Origin of the sequence: Lysinibacillus sp. NPDC056185 (assembly GCF_047737915.1) — a bacterium.
Taxonomy (GTDB): domain Bacteria; phylum Bacillota; class Bacilli; order Bacillales_A; family Planococcaceae; genus Lysinibacillus.
The window spans coordinates 1-18,231 of record NZ_JBLLLQ010000001.1; the positions used below are offsets into that span (position 1 = coordinate 1).

The 18,231-nt window shown below is 34.5% G+C and carries 20 protein-coding genes and 1 pseudogene; 4 read left to right on the forward strand and 17 right to left on the reverse strand.

The genetic code is table 11. The annotated features are described in order from the left end of the window. From ACMZ42_RS00005 to ACMZ42_RS00015, 3 genes are all read left to right on the forward strand, one after another. A partial coding sequence (locus ACMZ42_RS00005; RefSeq protein WP_415730126.1) for a sulfite exporter TauE/SafE family protein occupies nt 1-500 on the forward strand: 500 nt, incomplete at its 5' end. Nucleotides 501-890: 390 nt separating this feature from the next. Continuing rightward, the gene (gene nhaC, locus ACMZ42_RS00010; RefSeq protein WP_415730127.1) at nt 891-2,273 is read left to right on the forward strand and encodes a Na+/H+ antiporter NhaC; all 1,383 of its coding nucleotides are present in this window, start codon (nt 891-893) and stop codon (nt 2,271-2,273) included. Nucleotides 2,274-2,425: 152 nt separating this feature from the next. After that, on the forward strand, nt 2,426-3,190 hold the full coding sequence (locus tag ACMZ42_RS00015) for a hypothetical protein (RefSeq protein ID WP_415730128.1): 765 nt from the start codon (nt 2,426-2,428) through the stop codon (nt 3,188-3,190). A gap of 152 nt (nt 3,191-3,342) precedes the next feature. Here ACMZ42_RS00015 and ACMZ42_RS00020 read toward each other — a convergent pair whose 3' ends face one another. From ACMZ42_RS00020 to ytaF, 3 genes are all read right to left on the reverse strand, one after another. Next, nucleotides 3,343-4,281: an LCP family protein gene (locus ACMZ42_RS00020; protein ID WP_370082320.1), complete on the reverse strand. Its 939-nt coding sequence runs from the start codon at nt 4,279-4,281 to the stop codon at nt 3,343-3,345. A 104-nt stretch (nt 4,282-4,385) separates the two neighbouring features. Continuing rightward, complete coding sequence (locus ACMZ42_RS00025) at nt 4,386-5,039, reverse strand: DUF1232 domain-containing protein (RefSeq protein WP_415730129.1); 654 nt, start codon at nt 5,037-5,039, stop codon at nt 4,386-4,388. Between the two features lie 316 nt (nt 5,040-5,355). After that, nucleotides 5,356-5,988 carry a sporulation membrane protein YtaF gene (gene ytaF / locus ACMZ42_RS00030; protein WP_370082316.1) on the reverse strand — a complete coding sequence of 211 codons (633 nt, stop codon included), beginning with the start codon at nt 5,986-5,988 and terminating at the stop codon, nt 5,356-5,358. Nucleotides 5,989-6,329: 341 nt separating this feature from the next. Here ytaF and ACMZ42_RS00035 point away from each other — a divergent pair, with 341 nt between their 5' ends. After that, nucleotides 6,330-7,088: a class I SAM-dependent methyltransferase gene (locus ACMZ42_RS00035; protein ID WP_415730130.1), complete on the forward strand. Its 759-nt coding sequence runs from the start codon at nt 6,330-6,332 to the stop codon at nt 7,086-7,088. Between the two features lie 81 nt (nt 7,089-7,169). Here ACMZ42_RS00035 and ACMZ42_RS00040 read toward each other — a convergent pair whose 3' ends face one another. From ACMZ42_RS00040 to ACMZ42_RS00105, 14 genes and pseudogenes are all read right to left on the reverse strand, one after another. After that, nucleotides 7,170-7,577 carry a GNAT family N-acetyltransferase gene (locus ACMZ42_RS00040; protein WP_415730418.1) on the reverse strand — a complete coding sequence of 136 codons (408 nt, stop codon included), beginning with the start codon at nt 7,575-7,577 and terminating at the stop codon, nt 7,170-7,172. Nucleotides 7,578-7,789: 212 nt separating this feature from the next. Continuing rightward, entirely contained in the window at nt 7,790-8,395 is a 606-nt protein-coding gene (locus ACMZ42_RS00045; RefSeq protein WP_415730131.1) for a zf-HC2 domain-containing protein, read from the reverse strand. Further along, entirely contained in the window at nt 8,385-8,900 is a 516-nt protein-coding gene (locus ACMZ42_RS00050) for an RNA polymerase sigma factor (protein ID WP_415730132.1), read from the reverse strand. Before ACMZ42_RS00050 ends, ACMZ42_RS00045 begins: the two co-directional genes overlap by 11 nt. 161 nt (nt 8,901-9,061) lie before the next feature. Continuing rightward, nucleotides 9,062-9,385: a YnfA family protein gene (locus ACMZ42_RS00055; RefSeq protein ID WP_415730419.1), complete on the reverse strand. Its 324-nt coding sequence runs from the start codon at nt 9,383-9,385 to the stop codon at nt 9,062-9,064. 296 nt (nt 9,386-9,681) lie between these two features. Further along, nucleotides 9,682-10,197, reverse strand: a complete 516-nt coding sequence (locus ACMZ42_RS00060; RefSeq protein WP_415730133.1) for a hypothetical protein — start codon at nt 10,195-10,197, stop codon at nt 9,682-9,684. Between the two features lie 145 nt (nt 10,198-10,342). Further along, nucleotides 10,343-11,248, reverse strand: a complete 906-nt coding sequence (locus ACMZ42_RS00065; protein WP_415730134.1) for an aminoglycoside phosphotransferase family protein — start codon at nt 11,246-11,248, stop codon at nt 10,343-10,345. 93 nt (nt 11,249-11,341) lie between these two features. Next, complete coding sequence (locus ACMZ42_RS00070) at nt 11,342-12,079, reverse strand: sulfite exporter TauE/SafE family protein (protein WP_402869154.1); 738 nt, start codon at nt 12,077-12,079, stop codon at nt 11,342-11,344. 207 nt (nt 12,080-12,286) lie between these two features. Further along, nucleotides 12,287-13,804 (reverse strand): multicopper oxidase family protein, encoded by a 1,518-nt coding sequence (locus ACMZ42_RS00075; RefSeq protein ID WP_415730135.1) that lies wholly within the window; start codon nt 13,802-13,804, stop codon nt 12,287-12,289. Nucleotides 13,805-13,851: 47 nt separating this feature from the next. Then, nucleotides 13,852-14,895, reverse strand: a complete 1,044-nt coding sequence (locus ACMZ42_RS00080; protein WP_402869150.1) for a sensor histidine kinase — start codon at nt 14,893-14,895, stop codon at nt 13,852-13,854. Continuing rightward, the gene (locus ACMZ42_RS00085) at nt 14,892-15,554 is read right to left on the reverse strand and encodes a response regulator transcription factor (RefSeq protein ID WP_415730136.1); all 663 of its coding nucleotides are present in this window, start codon (nt 15,552-15,554) and stop codon (nt 14,892-14,894) included. The genes ACMZ42_RS00080 and ACMZ42_RS00085 overlap by 4 nt, the downstream gene beginning before the upstream one ends. 135 nt (nt 15,555-15,689) lie before the next feature. Beyond that, on the reverse strand, nt 15,690-16,559 hold the full coding sequence (locus tag ACMZ42_RS00090; protein ID WP_415730137.1) for a LysR family transcriptional regulator: 870 nt from the start codon (nt 16,557-16,559) through the stop codon (nt 15,690-15,692). Nucleotides 16,560-16,740: 181 nt separating this feature from the next. Further along, nucleotides 16,741-17,430, reverse strand: coding sequence for a glucosamine-6-phosphate deaminase (locus ACMZ42_RS00095; RefSeq protein WP_415730138.1), 690 nt, complete (start codon nt 17,428-17,430; stop codon nt 16,741-16,743). A 123-nt stretch (nt 17,431-17,553) separates the two neighbouring features. After that, nucleotides 17,554-17,748: a hypothetical protein gene (locus tag ACMZ42_RS00100; protein ID WP_415730139.1), complete on the reverse strand. Its 195-nt coding sequence runs from the start codon at nt 17,746-17,748 to the stop codon at nt 17,554-17,556. A 36-nt stretch (nt 17,749-17,784) separates the two neighbouring features. Next, nucleotides 17,785-17,928 (reverse strand): annotated as a pseudogene (locus ACMZ42_RS00105) (PTS glucose transporter subunit IIA); the annotation flags it as partial. Nucleotides 17,929-18,231: the final 303 nt, after the last annotated feature.

Here is an 18,231-nt window from a genome sequence, read left to right on the forward strand (position 1 = left end):
GTGCATATACTGTGCATCTCGTATCGCCAGCTATTTTAAAGCCTCTAATGCTTGTTATGCTCGTACTAGTTACAGCTTATACGGTTTTCAAAAAAGATTGGGGTCAGAAACCTGAAGAGCAGACATTAAGTACTGTTAAAAAAATTGCCTTTGTTGGCGCTTTTGCTGCTGTTGGCTTTTACGATGGTTTCTTTGGACCTGGCACTGGTTCTTTTTTTATTTTCCTTTTATTAATGATGGGAAATGATTTCTTACAGGCCGCGGGAAATGCAAAAGCGTTTAATTTCACATCGAACTTAGCCGCGCTTGCTATGTTTTTATTTTTAGGCAAGGTTAATTTTTTATATGGTCTACCTATGGGCTTCGTCATGATTTTCGGTGCGATAATGGGTTCAAAATTTGCGCTGAAACGCGGGACAAAAATGATGCGTACTATTTTTATCATCATGACTTGTACATTAATTATCAAAAATGCCTGGGATTATTTCAGTATTCATTAAGGTGGATCATTACCATAAAGTGTGGTTGATTTCCGTTCCAACTGGGCGCTTTGTTGCTGACCCTTCGCTTTCGCACAGAGCAAAGCTTCCTGGGGGCGTCCGATGAGCCGCTTCGCTTGGCTGCAGGGTCTCATCTGTGACGCTAATCCCCAAGGAGTCGCCCAGTCTCCACTCCAATCAACTAATATACAAGGCATACGTTTTAATGAATGTCATCCACAACTTTTGATGATGAGCCATTAAGGTCCAGTTTTAAAAAATCACCAAGGAGAAATACTATCGATTTCATCGGCGAAATTTATCAGCCAATTGACAAAATTTATTAGCGTGCTATAATTCTTTTAGGCTTCACCGCGTTGAAGCGAAGAAGTAACTAGTAGGAGGATTAGCATGTTTCGAATAGAAGCTAAGAGTAACCCTCGATTTATTGAGGCAAGCTCTATAATTATATTAATAATTGCCACGATGGCAGTCAGTATTGGGTATTTAAAAGCAACACCCCATATACCTATTTTTCTTGTCATTTCACTTTTAATTGCCTATGGATTACTAAAAAAAGTTCCTTTTCGTGAGCTTGAAACTGGTATGATTGCTGGTGCAAGTGCTGGACTTGGGGCCGTTTTTATTTTCTTCTTTATTGGCATTTTAATTTCGAGTTGGATGATGGGTGGCACAATTCCAACACTTATCTACTACGGCTTTTTAACAGTTACACCAAGCTTTTTCTTTGCAATCGTATTTTTGATTTGTAGTATCGTTGGTGTTTCTGTTGGTAGTTCTTTAACTACTGTAGCAACTGTTGGGGTTGCCTTTATGGGAATTGCCGGTGCAATGGACCTCTCTTTAGCGATAACGGCTGGTGCGATTGTTTCAGGAGCATTCTTTGGCGATAAAATGTCTCCGTTATCGGATACAACCAATCTTGCATCTGGTACGGTTGGCGTCGATCTTTTCGAGCATATTAAAAATATGGGCTGGACAACGATTCCAGCATTCGCAATCTCATTCGTTCTATATGCCATATTATCGCCAACAGGTGAAAATACTTCATTTGAAACAGTTGAGCAATTTAAAGATGGATTACTGTCAACTGGTCTTATTCATTGGTATACATTATTGCCAATTGTTGTTCTTGTTATTATGACTTTTTATAAAACGCCTGCACTTATCACACTCGCAGTCGTCTCAATTCTTGGTGTTGGACTTGCCTACATACAAGAACCGATTGCACTCTCAAATGTCTTTAAAATGCTTTTTGAAGGCTATGTATCTACTACGGGGAATAAAGACGTGGATGCATTACTAAGTCGTGGTGGTATGAACAGTATGCTATTTACAATTGCCTTAGTCTTATTAGCATTAACAATGGGTGGTCTATTATTTACTCTCGGCATTATTCAAAGTATTTTAGCGAAGGTAGAGAGCCTCTTTAAAAGTGCTGGCTCTGTCATTACAGGAGCTGCTATTACGGGGATTGGTGTTAACACATTAATTGGTGAGCAATATTTATCTATCCTACTTACTGGTGAAGCATTTAAAGCACAATTTGAGAAGGTAGGGCTTGCCCCTAAAAATTTATCCCGTGTTATGGAGGACGCAGGTACTGTAGTCAATCCTCTTGTTCCGTGGAGTGTTTGTGGTATTTTCATTGCTAGTGTACTAGATATACCAACAACAACTTACCTGCCGTTTACCTTCTTCTGTCTACTCGGACCAATTTTGACGATTATCTTTGGTTGGAGTGGTAAAACATTAACGAAGCTTGAAAAATAAGATTGGTAGCTGATGAATTCGTCAGCTACCTTTTTTCTATCTCCCTCTATAATTTTGACTTTAAATGGATATTTAACGACTTTATGTGTTTTATCTTACTTTCTTCTGCTATGCTAAAAATAATAACTGGTTTTATTCGAGGGGGTATAGAATTGACACCAGCTGAATCAATTTATTTTAGCGTGATTGCTCTTGCTCTATTAATCATTATTTTACTAATCGCTTTCATTTTTAGAAAACGAAAAAAATGCGTATTAGCTATTATTATTGTGCTGATTATCAGTTATATAAGCTATATTGCTTACTATCCTACTTTAAAAATCAAAACTCATGCAGAAAGGTATATTCAATTAGAAGCTTATTTGAACCAAACATATCCTAATCAACAATTTTCGGTAACACCTGAGCATTTTGAGCCTGGCTATACAGTTGGTCAGTTTAGTGTGCATGCAATGGAAACACCTCAAATTGGCGTCGATCTTAGAGTTGATAAACACGGAAAAGTTACGCAAGTCTCTACATGGACAAAAGAGGAATACCCTACACAAGAGAATCTATGGAAGGTGATCGAATTTCACCTTTTTGAAGAATATACACTCGATAAAAAAATACCTCTCATTACAAAAAAAGATTTTTGGTTTAACGGAGATGGATTAACTGTTTTTGCTTTAGAGGTCCATGATTCACCAACCATTGCTGTTTTTACATATAGTACAGCTGGATACAGTTTACAACATTTTGTCGAAGGTAAAGCTGGTGAAATGATTTCTATTGAAACTGAGAATTTTATCTTCGCTTATATGGATGAAAAGTATACAGGCGAAGCAGCAACAATTACTACAAAGTCTGGGGAACAATATGAATTAAATCCAGATAATCAAAAAATGAAATTAACTGTTATTCCTATTGCTAAATAACCTTTCTTTACTTTAACTACAAGATATAAGAACCTCAATTAAACCATAAAATAACAAAAGAGTATGTTTTGAAATAATTTTTCAAAACATACTCTAATTTTTGCCCTGCTGACTAGTTAATTATATTGTTATCTTTTGTCTCATCAAGTCTCTTAGTCATTTTTCCCATTGTCCTTTGATGATAAAAAGTCTTCTAATGCTTGTTTGTTCTTATCAAAGTCAATATCCAAAACGTCACCTACATCGACACGTTTGTCTTCATAAGCATCTGCAACAGGAATTCGTAAAGTGTCAATACCTTTAGATTTTCCATTTACTATCCCTTTTGCAATTGTAAGGATTGTTTTATTATCAACATTTGTATCAATGTAGGAATCTGCAACGCCAAGTATTTTTGGCAAATTCATTAAGCTTGAAACACCGATTTGTTCTTTCACCTTACCTAAAACCTCTTGCTGGCGTTCCACTCGCCCGAAATCACTTAAACGATCATGGCGGAATCGAACATAACCTAATAACTCGTTACCATGTAAAACTTGTTCCCCTGGATGTAATGTCATACCAATTCCATGAGACATTTCATAAGGAATATCAACCTCTATCCCATCAGGTGCTAAAAGATCTATAATTTTAGGGAATCCTTTAAAATCCACGAGAGCGTAGTAATTTACATCAATATCAAAATTTTGCTTAATTGTTTTCCTTACAAGTTCAGGACCTCCTAAAGCAAAAGCAGCATTTATTTTATTCATTCCGTAATCTGGGATGTCGACATACGTATCCCTCATAATCGAAACAAGTTTGACATCATTTGTCGTTTGATCATAGTGTGCAATCATTAAACTATCTGATCTACCATCCTCATCTCTAGCGTCACTGCCTATTAATAGCACATTAATCTGACCAAATTGCACATCCGCACCTTCAAATGGATCAAACGCCTTTTCGTTATCGTTTATATGACTGTCGTCTGCCATAGCCAATCCACTATTGTATTGGTAAACCCCATAAATAATCCCTGCTACGATTACTAATGCGAATGCTAAGAACAAATTCCTTAGCCATTTACGGCTCTTTTTGCTTCTTCTCATAAATCAATCCACCTATCATTTCAATTATGCCACGGTATCATTGCGTCCGGAGGCTTTTACTTCTTTCAGCGGATGTTTGCGCACCCGCTATAAGAAGTTAAAATCTAAGTTATTCTATTTAGTAACGCCTTTGTAGTAAGCTGTACAGCTATTGCATCATCTAAATAACCAATAGGAAATAAATAATCCGGTATTACATCTACTGGAATAATAAAATATAATAATGTACTTCCAATTAAAGTTAGTTCAAAAAGTGTTCCTTTCCCCGATGTGAATTTTCCATATAACTCTTTTAATTGGTTTATAAAAGGGCCAATGCTTCCTACACTCTTAATTTTTTCGTCAAAATCCTTAAGAATCGTATTTTTACCTTCTTCTGTTTGCGCATATAATCCATAGCTTTCAAGTTTCTGTTCAACATTGGACACCGAAAATTCATTATCGTAAACATTTGAAGACTTAAGAAGAGCTTGTATTGCATCAACAGACGTATGAATATCATCTGAATCTGAATCTTCTTGTTTCTGTTCAATCGGGTATCCTGCTGCTTCAAAAAGATTGATTAAAGGAACTTCAAGGCAGTCAGCAAATTTTTCTAAATGTTGTGGTGTCGCTTTTCTCTTATCATTTATTATCCGTGAGATCGTAGCTGTATCGATTCCAGTGAGTTCACTAAACTTCCGCATAGATAATGAACGTTCTTTCAATAACTGTCTCAGTAATAAACCTAGAGTATTACTGTTACTCTGTTCAGCCATTTTCGATTCTCCCTTCTTACGGTGACTAACGTGACTTAAAGCAGTCGTCTAATAAATCAATTATACCTCGGCATAATTCCGTGACATCCACCGGAGGCTTTGTAAATAAATGCCACAGGACGTGGCGTTTTTAGAACTGAGTTCCTCTATTTCAGCGGATGTCTTTTGTACCAAAAGCGTAGCGACAAGTACAAATGTTTGAACACCCTCTGAAATATGTTAAATTATCATTCTCAAGAAGTGTATAATTACGTTGACATTTTGTCAACATATAAACCATTTAAGTCTCGACACATAATTGCGTCCACTAAAGAAGTTAAAAGAATGCTGCAAAAGCAATTATTAACAACATTACTCCACTAATAATTGTTCCAAATTGACCTACAGTAAATGTGCCGATCCGAACATCTGCTACTTTACTTCCTAAACTGACACCTAACCAAACAGTAATAAAACTCCCAATTGCAGCAAGTATCGAGATGACAAGCGGCGAAAGACCGAGTAAACCTGCACCTACCCCATTCGTAAGTGCATTCGCCGATAAGGCAATACCGAGAAGTACAGCTTCTCCCCATCCAATTTCCCCAGACTTATTGAAATGAGCTTCCTCGGGATTTCTTAAAATACCTTGAACATTATTGGACTGCATTTCATTGTTACTATCCACTATTGAAGTCTCTTGTTTCCGCGGTTTAGCCAACAGAATTATCCGAATTCCGATGATAAATAATAATAACGCTCCAATGATCACAGGAAGCATACCTGGAAGAATTTTTGACATCCATACACCAAATGAAATGCCTCCCATACTCATAAGAAAACAAATAACCGAGATTAAAATATTTTTATCAAATCTAACATTTATCTTACGAATTCCGTAAGAAAGACCGACACCCAAATTGTCAATGCTAGAAGAAAAAGTAAAAGCCAAAATGATTAACCAATTCACCGTACCACATCCCTTATTTTTTTATATCATATTACTCGTATTGACAAATGGTGCCTATTTATCCGAAAAACGTTGACAAAAAAACAACATTATCTTAGTAACACAATAAAGTGTGCGAATTAATAAAAAATATTGGCTATCAGCATAGCGTGAGGTTGATTACATTCTGGTTGGAGCTTTCAATGAACTAATTGAGTTAACGAGTATTAGTCAGAAGGCGGTATCGTATTATTACAGCGTTAATCCCTCTTATATTCCAATGTGGAATCAAAACTGATCATTTTACGCATTTCTGTTCAATTAAACTCTCTGGTAAGCTCAAAGAAAGGAGATGAGAGACAATGACAACAAAATGGAATGCCAATTTGTATGATCAAAAGCATGACTTTGTTTCAAAATTTGGAGGGAGTTTAGTAGATCTGCTTGCACCACAAAAAAATGAAGAAATTTTAGATATGGGTTGTGGCACAGGTGATTTAGCCCATGAAATTGCAGCTCTTGGTGCCAATGTTCAAGGGATAGATGCTTCTCATGACATGATTATCGCCGCACAGCAAAAATACCCAAACATTACTTTTCACACAATGGATGCTACCGCACTTCACATGACAGATCAATTTGATGCAGTCTTTTCAAATGCTGCATTACATTGGATGAAACAGCCAGATGAAGTCATTCAAAATATTTACAATGCACTGAACCAAGGTGGGCGTTTCGTTGCTGAAATGGGAGGACACGGCAATATTGCTTCAATTGTGTGGGCACTGCAAAAAAGTATGGAGGAATTAAAACTATCTTATATTGAGGAATATTTCCCTTGGTATTTTCCAACTTTAGAAGAATATCAGGCGAAGTTGGAAGGCGCTGGATTTACAGTTGAAATGATTACGCTATATGAGCGCCCAACACCGCTTCAAGGCGAGGATGGGTTACGTAATTGGCTAGTGATGTTCAGTAATAATATGCTAAAACATTTATCAGAAACTGAAAAAGAACAGATTTATGAGAAATGTGATGAATTATTAAAGCCAAAATTTTATCAGAATCATCAATGGGTTGCTGATTATTGCCGATTACGCTTTGTTGCAATAAAAAAATAACAGCCATTAATCACAGAAAGCTTTGATGAGTAACGAAGCACGTAAAAACGCTTGGAAATATCCAAGCGTTTTTCTTTATGTTTATTTAATTCCAGACTGCATTTCGTAATTTCTAACGAGCATCCCGTTTGATTTTATCATACCTAACTTCTCATAATAAGGAACTAAGTCATCATCACAACACAAATCAACCATATAGATATCATCAAGTTCCTTTAACATTTGTTTGACTAATTCCTTGCCAATACCTTTATTTTTATACTCTGGCAAAACTTCAAGGAACGGAATGTAAGCAGATAGAACTCCATCACTAATCGCTGTTATAAATCCAACTACTTGATTCGTATAATCATCTAAAGCAATGACCACCTTACTACTGTTTGTTAACAGCTTTAAGTGAGTTTGTGGATTAGGTGGATTCGGCCAATCTACAAAAAAGCCATTCAACATTTCAGAAGAAATTCCATCAAGAGAATTTTTGTATATCATCATATATCAGCTCCTAAATTTTCTTTAAATTTTTAGGTGGATGATATATCTCAAAAATAAAGTAGCAAAATTGCGACCTCCAAACATTTCTGGGATTACTATAAGATATTCGATTTCAAGTTCTTAAAATCCTTCTTTTTGTACTTTTTGATTAAATCCAGGAATAAACCTTGGTTATATCCAGTAATTTAAGTAAACAAAAAGAACATATTTTAAACTACATTAATGAAAAATTGACCTTTTTTAGCCTTAATTTCAAAAGAATATTTTATATTATTCTTTAGTCCCTCCAATTTCATGCTTTTTCCTGGTGATATCTCAATTTCATCAACCACAACATGTCCATCTACATCTTTGATTCTTAGAATTACATTACCATTACTATTTGCATGATTAACGACTTCCTTGTCCCAAAAAATACTATCGAACATTAAATAATTTTCGTCATTAAAATATAAGGTATTCCACTCTTCCTTATCATCCGTTAAATTTACAGTAGCAGTACTCATCGGAAAAAAGATTTGATTTACAGCTCCCACTTCTTGAACAACAAAAGAGCCTATAATTGTAATAATAAAAGTAATCAAAATGGAAATTAAAACTTGCATACGACGCTTTTTATTTATTCTTTTAAATGGTGCTTTTGCGATTATAACTTCTTCTGGCAGAATATCATTTGTTGGCTGCTCCATCACTTCTAGATACAATCGACACTCTTTACAATGATGTAAATGTTCCTCGACAACTTTAGTAGTATCTTCACTACAAATTCCATCAATATATGAGGGTAATAAATCCTTTATAATATTACAATTCATCATGATCACCTCGGACCCTTTCTACTAATTTTAATTTAGCTCGATAATACGTTACCCTTGCCCAGTTCTCACTTTTATCGAATATTTCTCCAATTTCCTTGAAACTAAGATTGATGGAAGTTCTAAGTAAAAATATTTCACGATACGGTTCTTTTAATTGATGAATTTCTCTATGTAATGAAATAAATGTAGTACGATTGGCAAGCCCCACGTCTGGTAATTCCGAATTAGATGGAACATCCAACCCCATTTCCATCATTTGTTCTACACTACTATGGCTATAACGTTTTTCCTTTTTTAAATGGTTATAGTATGTATGCTTTGCAATTTGGCATAGCCAAACAGACATCTTACATTCACCGTTGTATCGGTCAATTGACTTTACAGCTTGATAAAAAGTTTCTTGCGTTAGTTCCTCAGCTAAATCGACATTAGTTGTTAAACAAATAAGAAACCGTTTTACTTCATCTGCATAAGATTTGTATATTTCACTTAAATCCTCCACTTTCCTCCCTCCTCTCTCTACTTTTAACGGTTGGATACTTATATATAGATTTTAAAGAAGATTCGTTACAAAAATTTTTATTTTTTTAAATTAAATTTTTAATTTAAAATAAAAAACCCTTCACAATCATGATTGTGAAGGTTATAAAAACATACTATCTATCATGAACGAGGTATTAAAATCACCAAAACACCAATCAAACAAATGCCTGCTCCAACGAAATCCAAGATGTCAGGCTTTTTCCCGTCGATTCCCCATCCCCATAAAATAGATAGGACGATAAAGACACCTCCATAGGCAGCGTAGACCCTTCCAAAGGTTGGGAAGGACTGAAAAGTAGCGACAACTCCATATAAAGCCAACACAATCCCGCCTATAATTCCCCAATAAAATGGTTTACCTTCTCTTAACCAAAGCCAAATTAAATAGCCGCCCCCTATTTCGCCAATTCCTGCGAGGATAAATAATAATGTTGCACTAATCATTTTTTTCACTCTTTCTGTATATGTTTCAGTATCTGTTCTATTATACATAAAAGCACGTTACCATTAATAAAATCAAAAAATTCCGCTTAACTCCTGTGTAATGAAGGGTAAAAGATGGTTTAATTAAACGGAGGGATGCGAAAATATTTAAAGATGATATCCCTATTATGTTTTTACAACACTCCCCTTTCTTGTAACACTTTTTAGATAGGTTTCAGTCTTTATTTTTGGCAGTTTTTGTATAGATTGTTGCTATTAATACATAAAGACCCCATTAGTTGAATAAGGCCTTTTGATTAATAACCCCATTTTGTAATTGCGTATATTATTTCTTTGGGATTTGGATCGTGTTCTAAATAGCCTGGATAACGAGAAACTAGAACACCATAGCTAAAATCTTGACTAATAATCCATATATCATCATTGTTGATATGTTCCCATAGAATGCTAAAGTTCATTAATGCCCATTTTCCGTCAACAAGAAATATTGGACAATCACCTATACCAAATAACAAGTACACTAATTTATTTTCAATATCAATTCCTTGTACATAATGAATAACCTCTTGTTCCCAACTAAATTCTTTTCTGAAATCACTATATTTAATCGCAAAATCCACTTTATGTAATTCATAATTCCATTTCTCGTGAACTTTATTTAGAATTCTTTCTAATTCTGGAGACGTAATCAACTCGCTTTTTTCTATAACACTTGAAATATGTTTTGGAAATAAATTCATTAGATTAGTTCTCTGATTTTTTTGTTTGACAACTTTTATTTTTTGCTGCATTAGTCTTTTTCGTTCATCCATAATCTCACCCCATTGCATTTTAGCACCCTTATAATACCATTAATTTAGCAATTAAAAGGACCTATCTTATACAACTATCCTGTAAGTTTGTTAAATAACAACAATCTTTAAGAAAACAGCCTTATTTTTAGATTTTGTCTGTGTTTTATGTATACCAATTTGGTTTTACATTACTAAAATACTGATGATCATCTAGTAAAATACTAATTTTATTTCGCATATTATCCATATCATCTGGTATTGTTTTTAATGTCCATACAACTGTTGAAAATACACACATGGCTAAATATAGGCTATACAAAGTCCAAAATTCATCACTTGGCTCTTCACCATTAAAATAACCTTTTATTTGACCAATGGAAAAAGGAACGCTAATATTTCGTGTGAAAATACCGATTTTCAAAAATTCATGAATCGGATCACCCCAATCAAATCTCCCAAAATCAATAATTCCGTTTAATTTCCCTTCCTGTGCAATTAAATTACTTGGGTGATAGTCATCATGCTGAAATATATTAGGGCGATTTTCCATCAACAACATATGATTATCTATAAATTGTAGGATTTTTTCATCTTGATCAATTTTTATTGGGCATGCTAGATATGCCTCTACATATTTTTTATGCTTTAGACTTTTTCGTTCATACCATGATTCTATATGTTTAGGTGCTTGTATCTTATGTAGATTCAAAAGCTCTTGCCCTGCTTCAAAACCTAATTGATATTGCTCTTTTTCTGTTAATACTAACAATTCAGCTTCAACATCATTCCCATCAATATAAGTGGTTACTATATAACCTCGACCTTGAATTTTCCCAATCTCAATCGCTTTTATCGCTTTATTTGTATGAGTCTCAATTGTTTTTAATATTGCAAACTCCTTTTCTCTATCTTCAAATTGATTAATTGGAAAAAATCTTATCATATATTTTTCATCACTATTTTTAAGAGAAATGAAATACTTTTCATCTGAAGAAAACCCCTTATTAATTCTCTTCAACTCTCGATAATCTTTTAGCAAAGGTATCTCTTTCAATAATTGTTCAATCATGTATTCCCTCCTTTAGATAAAATATGGAATGCAACTCCAATTTCGATGTTTAAATGCTCTGTAGCGTTTAGGGGCAAAGGCGCTTCTTCCTCTTTAATACAATCCCCAGTATGTAATCGCATCTGCTACCCCTATAATAATCAGAATAACACCCGCTACAATTTGAATCACTCGTCCCATTTTCATGCTTGTACGCATAATGAATCTTTTTGCGTCAAAAAAATGAATAAGCCCCAGCATCACTAGTAGTGGTACAGAAGTTGCTATTCCAAAAATGGCCGGTAAAACTACCCCATACGAAGAGGTTACGACTGTTGGCATTAACCACACGAAAAATAGCACAAACATCGTAGGGCAAAAGGCTATTGAAAAACTAGCCCCCATCAGAAAGGAGCCCAATTTCCCCTCTTTTATAACTGCCGGAATGTACTTAGGAATTTGATTTAGAAATTTCAATTTTAAAATTCCAATTAGCACGAGCCCTGTTAGGAACATGATTGGACCAATTGCTTTGCGAAAAATAGGAAAATACTTAGTCATCTCAGTTTCAAAGGACTGACCGAAAAGCCAGGCGAAGAAACCTATTAAACTAAATACAACAACTTTCCCTAGAATAAAAAATACAATTTCTTGCCAATTATTTTTCGTTTGAAATGTCCGATTTCCATAAAAAGTGATTGCACTTATATTCCCCGTTAATTGACAAGGTGCTAAAGCGCCTATTAAACCAAGAAGAATCGCAACAATGAAAGGAGAATGTTCATAGGAGTTCAAAAATACTGTAATAGGGTCACTAATGAATTGGCTTATTTTGGACATTAAACTATACATCTAAAAACACCTTCTATTTTTTAATAAAGTACGATTACAGATTTAGTACCTCAAGTTATTTACTGTTTCTTTGTATATCAGATGACAAACTGTTTAAATTGCCTCAATATCCGCTCGTAAAAAAATAGCTTTTCACTACAAGAACATAAAAGAAAAATCCTGTATCAAAAAATTAACACAGGATTTTAATCAAAACACAAATAAGCATTAATCCACCTGAATTTGACCCATCATTCCATTATCCTCATGCTCTAAAATATGACAATGGAACATGTAGATGCCCTTATGTTTAAATTGTACAGCTATTTTTACTGTCTCATCTGGTTTTACGGAGATTGTGTCCTTCCATCCTTGTTCATTTTCAGGTGGCTTTTTCTCATCACGAGAGAGTACTTTAAATTGTGCTCCATGAATATGGAATGGATGAATCATGCCGCCCATCATATCCGGTTTATTATAAATTTCCCATACCTCAGTAACACCTTGTTTTTGGGTAAAATCAATTCTTTCCGGATCAAATTTCTTTCCGTTTATCGTGACCATGTCCATCATTCCAAAGAGTTCCACTTTTTTTGTAACAGGTAGATCTACTTCTTTACCTTCTAATGATAAATCATTTAATTTTTTAGGGAGCATACTCGTCTTTCCACTTTGATCAGTAACTACAAATGGTAAAAGGACAGAACCATCCTCATTTATTAAAGCTAGGTCTTTAACGTCCTTCATTTTTGAAAAGTCAACTACGATTTCTGCCCTTTCGGATGGCGTTAGTGTAATCTCTTTTAAAGAAACCGGTTCATTCAAGAGACCACCATCTGTTGCGATTTGAAAAAATGAATCCTCTGTATTCAATTTAAAGGTATAATTTCTCGCATTAGATCCATTTAATAAACGAAGGCGCACTTTCTCTTTGTTTACAGTCAATTTAGGATTGAGCGTTCCATTAATTAATAATGTATCTCCAATCGTTCCGTCTGTGTTCATTGTAGCGCTATAATTCAATTGCTTCTTATCATCAAATATTCTATCTTGGAAAATCAAAGGGAAATCGTTCTTTCCATAATCATTTGGCAATCCAAGACTTTTTGAATGATCATCTTCAATATAAACTAAGCCTGCAAGCCCGTTATATACCTGCTCAGCTGTTTTTCCATGTGGATGGGGATGGAACCATAGCGTTGCTGCTTCCTGATTCACTTTAAATTCGAGAATTTTTTCTTCTCCAGGTTTCAGAATGCTTTGAGGCCCACCATCTTTTTCCCCTGACACTTCTAGTCCATGCCAATGAAAAGTTGTATTCTCATCAAGTTCATTGATAGTTCTAATCTTTACAGTTTCACCTTTTTCAAGACGAATCATCGGTCCGAGAAACGATCCGTTATACCCATACGTATTTGTTTGAACACCATCGAATATTTCTGTTTTTCCTTTTTGTGCCCTAACTGTGTATACAACTTCATCCTTTTTATTACTTTTAAGTTCAGCAGGGACTTTTAAATCATTTACTCCTGTCGAATTGTTTAAACTTACTACATTGCTATGACTCTCATGGCCCTTCATCTTGTCATGATCCATGTCTTTCATATCTTTTGAAGAGTGTTCCATATCCTCCATCTTCATAGAGGAATGATCCATATCCTTCATATCGTTACTATTCCCTTGGCTACAAGCCCCAAGTATGCCCAAACTCGCAATAATACTTGCTGCTAATGCTATTTTCCTCATATCAACCATTCCTTTCACCTAAAGTATATAGAACAGTTGTGTAGGAATTATGTAGAAAACGGCATTTGTATACAAAATGTTGTTCCTATATTTTTCTCACTTTTGACTGAAATTGTACCATTATGTGCTTCCACTAGTTTTTTGGTAATTGTCATACCAATACCATTGCCAGTATATCGATTTTCCACTCGGTAATTTCGTTCAAAGATTTTTTTACTTATTTCTTCATCCATACCAATTCCATTATCATGTACAAGTATTATATAATCGTCACTTTCTTTAAATAATTTGATTAATATCATGCCATCTTTTTGAACATGGTACATTGCATTTTTTATAATATTGTGTAGAATTTGATTCAATCTCAAGGCATCTACCTTTGCATTGATTGTTTTGTCTAAATCCAATTCTACTTGTATTTCTTTTTCAAGTAATTCACTTGCCAACATAATAACAGACTTTTCGATTACATTAGCAATCGGTTGCTCTTTCATCATGACCTTAAATGTAGGATTATTAATATCATTTAATGTATCCAATTCTCCAACAAGAAGAGTTAGCCTATCAATTTCCTCAACACATGCTTTCAAACGATCTGGAGTAGCTGTCCAAATCCCATCTTCAAATGCACTCAAGTAGCTTTTAATCGAGGCTAATGGATTACGAATTTCATGCGCAAGATCCTGTGTCATTTCTTTACGACGGAGTTCATAAGCGTTTAACGTTTCATCTAGTTTCATCAGTGATTTACCTAATTGACCAATTTGATCATTAATCGTATAGCTGATATTTAAGTGACGGTCTCCACGCACTAGTCTTAACGCAAAGTGATTCAGTTCTTGGATAGGCTTCGTTAATGTTTTTGCAATTAACAAACTAGAAATTACTATAAAAATAAGCAAAAGGCCTAATGACCACATTGCTGTTTCCCTTAATGCCATGTCAAAGTGGTGAATTAATTCTTTAGAATCTGTAATATGAAGCATCATCAAATGTTCATGACCTTTATAAAGTAATATCCCTGTGATGAATAAAAGTATGCTTGTAGAAAAGATAGCTATAATTAAGGCAATTTTTATATGAAATTTCATTGATTTATAACCTTTTCATTTATTCTGTATCCCAAACCAAAAACAGTCTGGATGTACTCTTCCTTCATTTTTTTACGAATATTTTTAATATGTTGATCCACAATACGTGGATTTATGTTCAAATCAAAACTATATATTTTTAGAATGATATCATCCCTGCTAAAAACCTTTTTAGGATTTTCAGCCAGTAATAGTAAAATGCTAAATTCATGTGGCGTGAGCTGAATACTTTGATGATTTACAAATACTTTTCTCTCATCTTTATGGAATTCCAACTGTCCTAAAATAATAATTTGTTTTTTATGTGAACTAGGTAACAACCTTTCAGCTCTTATTAATATTTCTTTAGGATGAAATGGTTTAACTACATAGTCATCTGCACCCATTTCAAATCCAATTATCTTATCATCAATAGAGATTTTTGCTGTAAGCATAATCACAGGAATATCGTAATTTGATTTTACATATTGGCAAATATCCTCTCCGTCCATATCCGGCAACATTAAATCTAAAATAATCATATCAAGAGGTACTTGATCGATCACTTGAATTGCGGATTCTCCTGTATGCGCAATATATGTATGATCTCCGTTTTTTTCAAAATAAGATGACAATACCTCAGTAATCTTTTCTTCATCATCTACAAGTAACACTTTCATTTTTCAATTACACCAACTTTGTATAAGAGATTCAAAAATATTATAAACAATAAAAACAGTAAAAGCGCTTCATTCATACTATTACTCAATCTAATTGCCCTTTAATGAAAGAACATCTACTCTCTAGCTCTCATATTAATCACTAATAACGTCTTTGTAAATCAGATGACAGACTGCTAAAAACGCCTCAATATCCGCAGTTACATATTTCGTTAAAAAATAGGTATTCGAAACAATATGGGCGCATTCCTTTAACGAATAGCTATGAAGCAATTGCTGATGAGATTCAGCCTCAATTACACTCTTTGGTAAAAAGGCAATCCCTAATCCTTGCTTAACAAAGTTTTTAATAACCTCTGTTTGATTAATATTCATACTTTTATAGCTTTGGAATTGTTGTAGTACTTGTTGTATGTCCTGCCAATAAGGTGCATATTCATGTGTTAATATAGTTTCTTGCTGTAATAGAGTCTGTGCATCTGTCGCCTTTTTTGATATCGGAGCAATCAAATGAAGTGGTTCCTGGGCGAGAAGGACTGTGTGGATGTCACGTGTCGATGTTAATTTTGATAAACCGATATCTACTTTGCCTGCATATACCGCTTCTCCGATTTCATTGGACTTTAACAGTTCGATCGTTAATTGAATAGCAGGGTTTTGCTGTTGAAATGTATGAATGATTGCAGGCAATGTAGAATTAGCAATTTGTGGTGAAACACCAATCGTTAACTGGGACGTATAACCATTCAAAAAGGATCTAGTATTTTGTAATCCTTCATCAATCGTTGCCATCATTTTCTCAGCGTGTTGAAGGAAGTGAACACCGATATGATTTAATTTCACATTCTTCCCTTGTCGTTCAAAAAGTGTTGTTTGTAGTTCTTTTTCTAGATGTAGAATATGCTTCGATACAGTTGATTGTGTTATAAAACGTTGTTCTGCCGTCTCACGAAAATTCTCTGTTTTCGCAGCAACTATAAAAGTTCGTAACCATTCTGTTTCCATAAACATGCCTCTCTAGTTTTTTTATTCATTATATCGAATTCTATTTACGTCTTGAAACCTTTTCTACAAAACACTTACAGAAATAAAAAAAAGCAGTTGAAGCTACAATCTCTTGTATCTTCAACTGCTTATTACCTCGTCTACTAGTAGCTGACTAGTCGGACGTATGAGGACCTGTTCCCTACTCTTGTAAATCTGTTAAAATCACAACATTTGGATGCTTTGTTAAAACACTTGCTGGCACCTCTTCAGTATATTCAGAAGCAAGTACACGTTGTAATACATCCCGTTTTGCTTCTCCAACTGCGATTAACAAAATGCATTTTGCGTGCATAATGGATTGAATCCCCATCGTTATAGCTTGTGTTGGAACTCCATCGATTGAATCAAAGAAGCGTGCATTTGCTTGGCGGGTTGATTGTTCAAGCGTTATAAGATGTGTCAATGAATCAAATGGCGTTCCAGGTTCATTGAAACCAATATGGCCATTTTGTCCGATACCAAGCAATTGGAAATCTAATGGATTCTGTTGTAATAGCAATTCATAGAGTGCAGCTTCCTCTGTAGGATTATCAGCTAAACCATTCGGTAAATAGGATTCTTTAAATGGTTTATGACGAAATAAATGTGTATCCATATAATATGCATAGCTTTGTTCATGTTTAGCACTTAATCCAACATATTCGTCTAAATTAAAGCTAATACAATCGGAAAAATCAACCTCAGTCTCACAGATTTTAGAATAAAGCGGTTCCATTGTACCACCTGTAGCTAGACCGAACGTTATAGCACCGTCATTTTTTACATTCGTTATAATATCTACTGCACGAGCGTATAAATCATTTCTAGAAGAATAACGTTCTAATTTCAACTCACTATCCCCTTTACTCAATTTCGTTAAAACACCTATACTTGTAGCTCATCTTACCAGAGTTGCTAGATTCCTGTGGGAAAAACATGAGACTCAAGCTTTCCCACACTTTCATCTTGTTTATTACTTCTTAATAGAAATCATATTATTAGAACCAGCTCGTTGGAAACCGGATTTTTCAAGTGTAACTTCTCGTCCAATTAAACTTGTGAATACAATTGGTGTGACGATAGAAGGTACATTGTCTTTAACGTTCTTAAAGTCTACTTTTAATAAAGGATCACCACTTTGAATTAATTGCCCCTCTGAAACTATCATTACCGTTTAGCTTGGCAGTATCTAAACCAACATGAATTAAATTTCTTCACCTGTATCGGATTTTAAGCCAGTAGCATGCTTCGTTGGAAAAATCATGACTACTCTTCCATCAAACAGTGCATATACCGTACCATCTGTCGGATGAATGCCAAAACCCGTCCCCATTATACCTGATGAAAAGGCTTCGTCAGGATTGGAAACATTGACGACCTACCGATTTTTTGTAAGAAAGCTAACAATTTTTCGCCTCTCCCTAGGTATAGTTGTCTATACCAATCATTGTACTATCTATTATATTCTTTATCTAGAAAAAAACAACCAATTTTCAGAATTTTCGTTATTTATCCCTCATATTCAACCTCTTATCTCTATGTATCTGTTTTATTTGGATAAAGTTATATATGGTCATCCAATACATATAACAACTATAATTGTCTCATCCAGACAAAAAAAGCACCTCCAATTGTTAGCTATATCTCTAAC

Excerpts from the sequence above, each read along its gene's own strand:
- nhaC (WP_415730127.1), top strand. The coding sequence starts at position 891 with ATGTTTCGAATAGAAGCTAAGAGTAACCCTCGATTTATTGAGGCAAGC.
- ACMZ42_RS00035 (WP_415730130.1), top strand. The coding sequence starts at position 6,330 with ATGACAACAAAATGGAATGCCAATTTGTATGATCAAAAGCATGACTTT.
- ACMZ42_RS00090 (WP_415730137.1), bottom strand. The coding sequence starts at position 16,559 with ATGGAAACAGAATGGTTACGAACTTTTATAGTTGCTGCGAAAACAGAG.
- ACMZ42_RS00075 (WP_415730135.1), bottom strand. The coding sequence starts at position 13,804 with ATGAGGAAAATAGCATTAGCAGCAAGTATTATTGCGAGTTTGGGCATA.
- ACMZ42_RS00025 (WP_415730129.1), bottom strand. The coding sequence starts at position 5,039 with ATGGCTGAACAGAGTAACAGTAATACTCTAGGTTTATTACTGAGACAG.
- ACMZ42_RS00065 (WP_415730134.1), bottom strand. The coding sequence starts at position 11,248 with ATGATTGAACAATTATTGAAAGAGATACCTTTGCTAAAAGATTATCGA.
- ACMZ42_RS00045 (WP_415730131.1), bottom strand. The coding sequence starts at position 8,395 with ATGAATTGTAATATTATAAAGGATTTATTACCCTCATATATTGATGGA.
- ACMZ42_RS00085 (WP_415730136.1), bottom strand. The coding sequence starts at position 15,554 with ATGAAAGTGTTACTTGTAGATGATGAAGAAAAGATTACTGAGGTATTG.
- ACMZ42_RS00020 (WP_370082320.1), bottom strand. The coding sequence starts at position 4,281 with ATGAGAAGAAGCAAAAAGAGCCGTAAATGGCTAAGGAATTTGTTCTTA.
- ACMZ42_RS00060 (WP_415730133.1), bottom strand. The coding sequence starts at position 10,197 with ATGGATGAACGAAAAAGACTAATGCAGCAAAAAATAAAAGTTGTCAAA.
- ACMZ42_RS00070 (WP_402869154.1), bottom strand. The coding sequence starts at position 12,079 with ATGTATAGTTTAATGTCCAAAATAAGCCAATTCATTAGTGACCCTATT.
- ACMZ42_RS00040 (WP_415730418.1), bottom strand. The coding sequence starts at position 7,577 with ATGATATACAAAAATTCTCTTGATGGAATTTCTTCTGAAATGTTGAAT.
- ACMZ42_RS00080 (WP_402869150.1), bottom strand. The coding sequence starts at position 14,895 with ATGAAATTTCATATAAAAATTGCCTTAATTATAGCTATCTTTTCTACA.
- ACMZ42_RS00100 (WP_415730139.1), bottom strand. The coding sequence starts at position 17,748 with ATGATAGTTTCAGAGGGGCAATTAATTCAAAGTGGTGATCCTTTATTA.
- ACMZ42_RS00055 (WP_415730419.1), bottom strand. The coding sequence starts at position 9,385 with ATGATTAGTGCAACATTATTATTTATCCTCGCAGGAATTGGCGAAATA.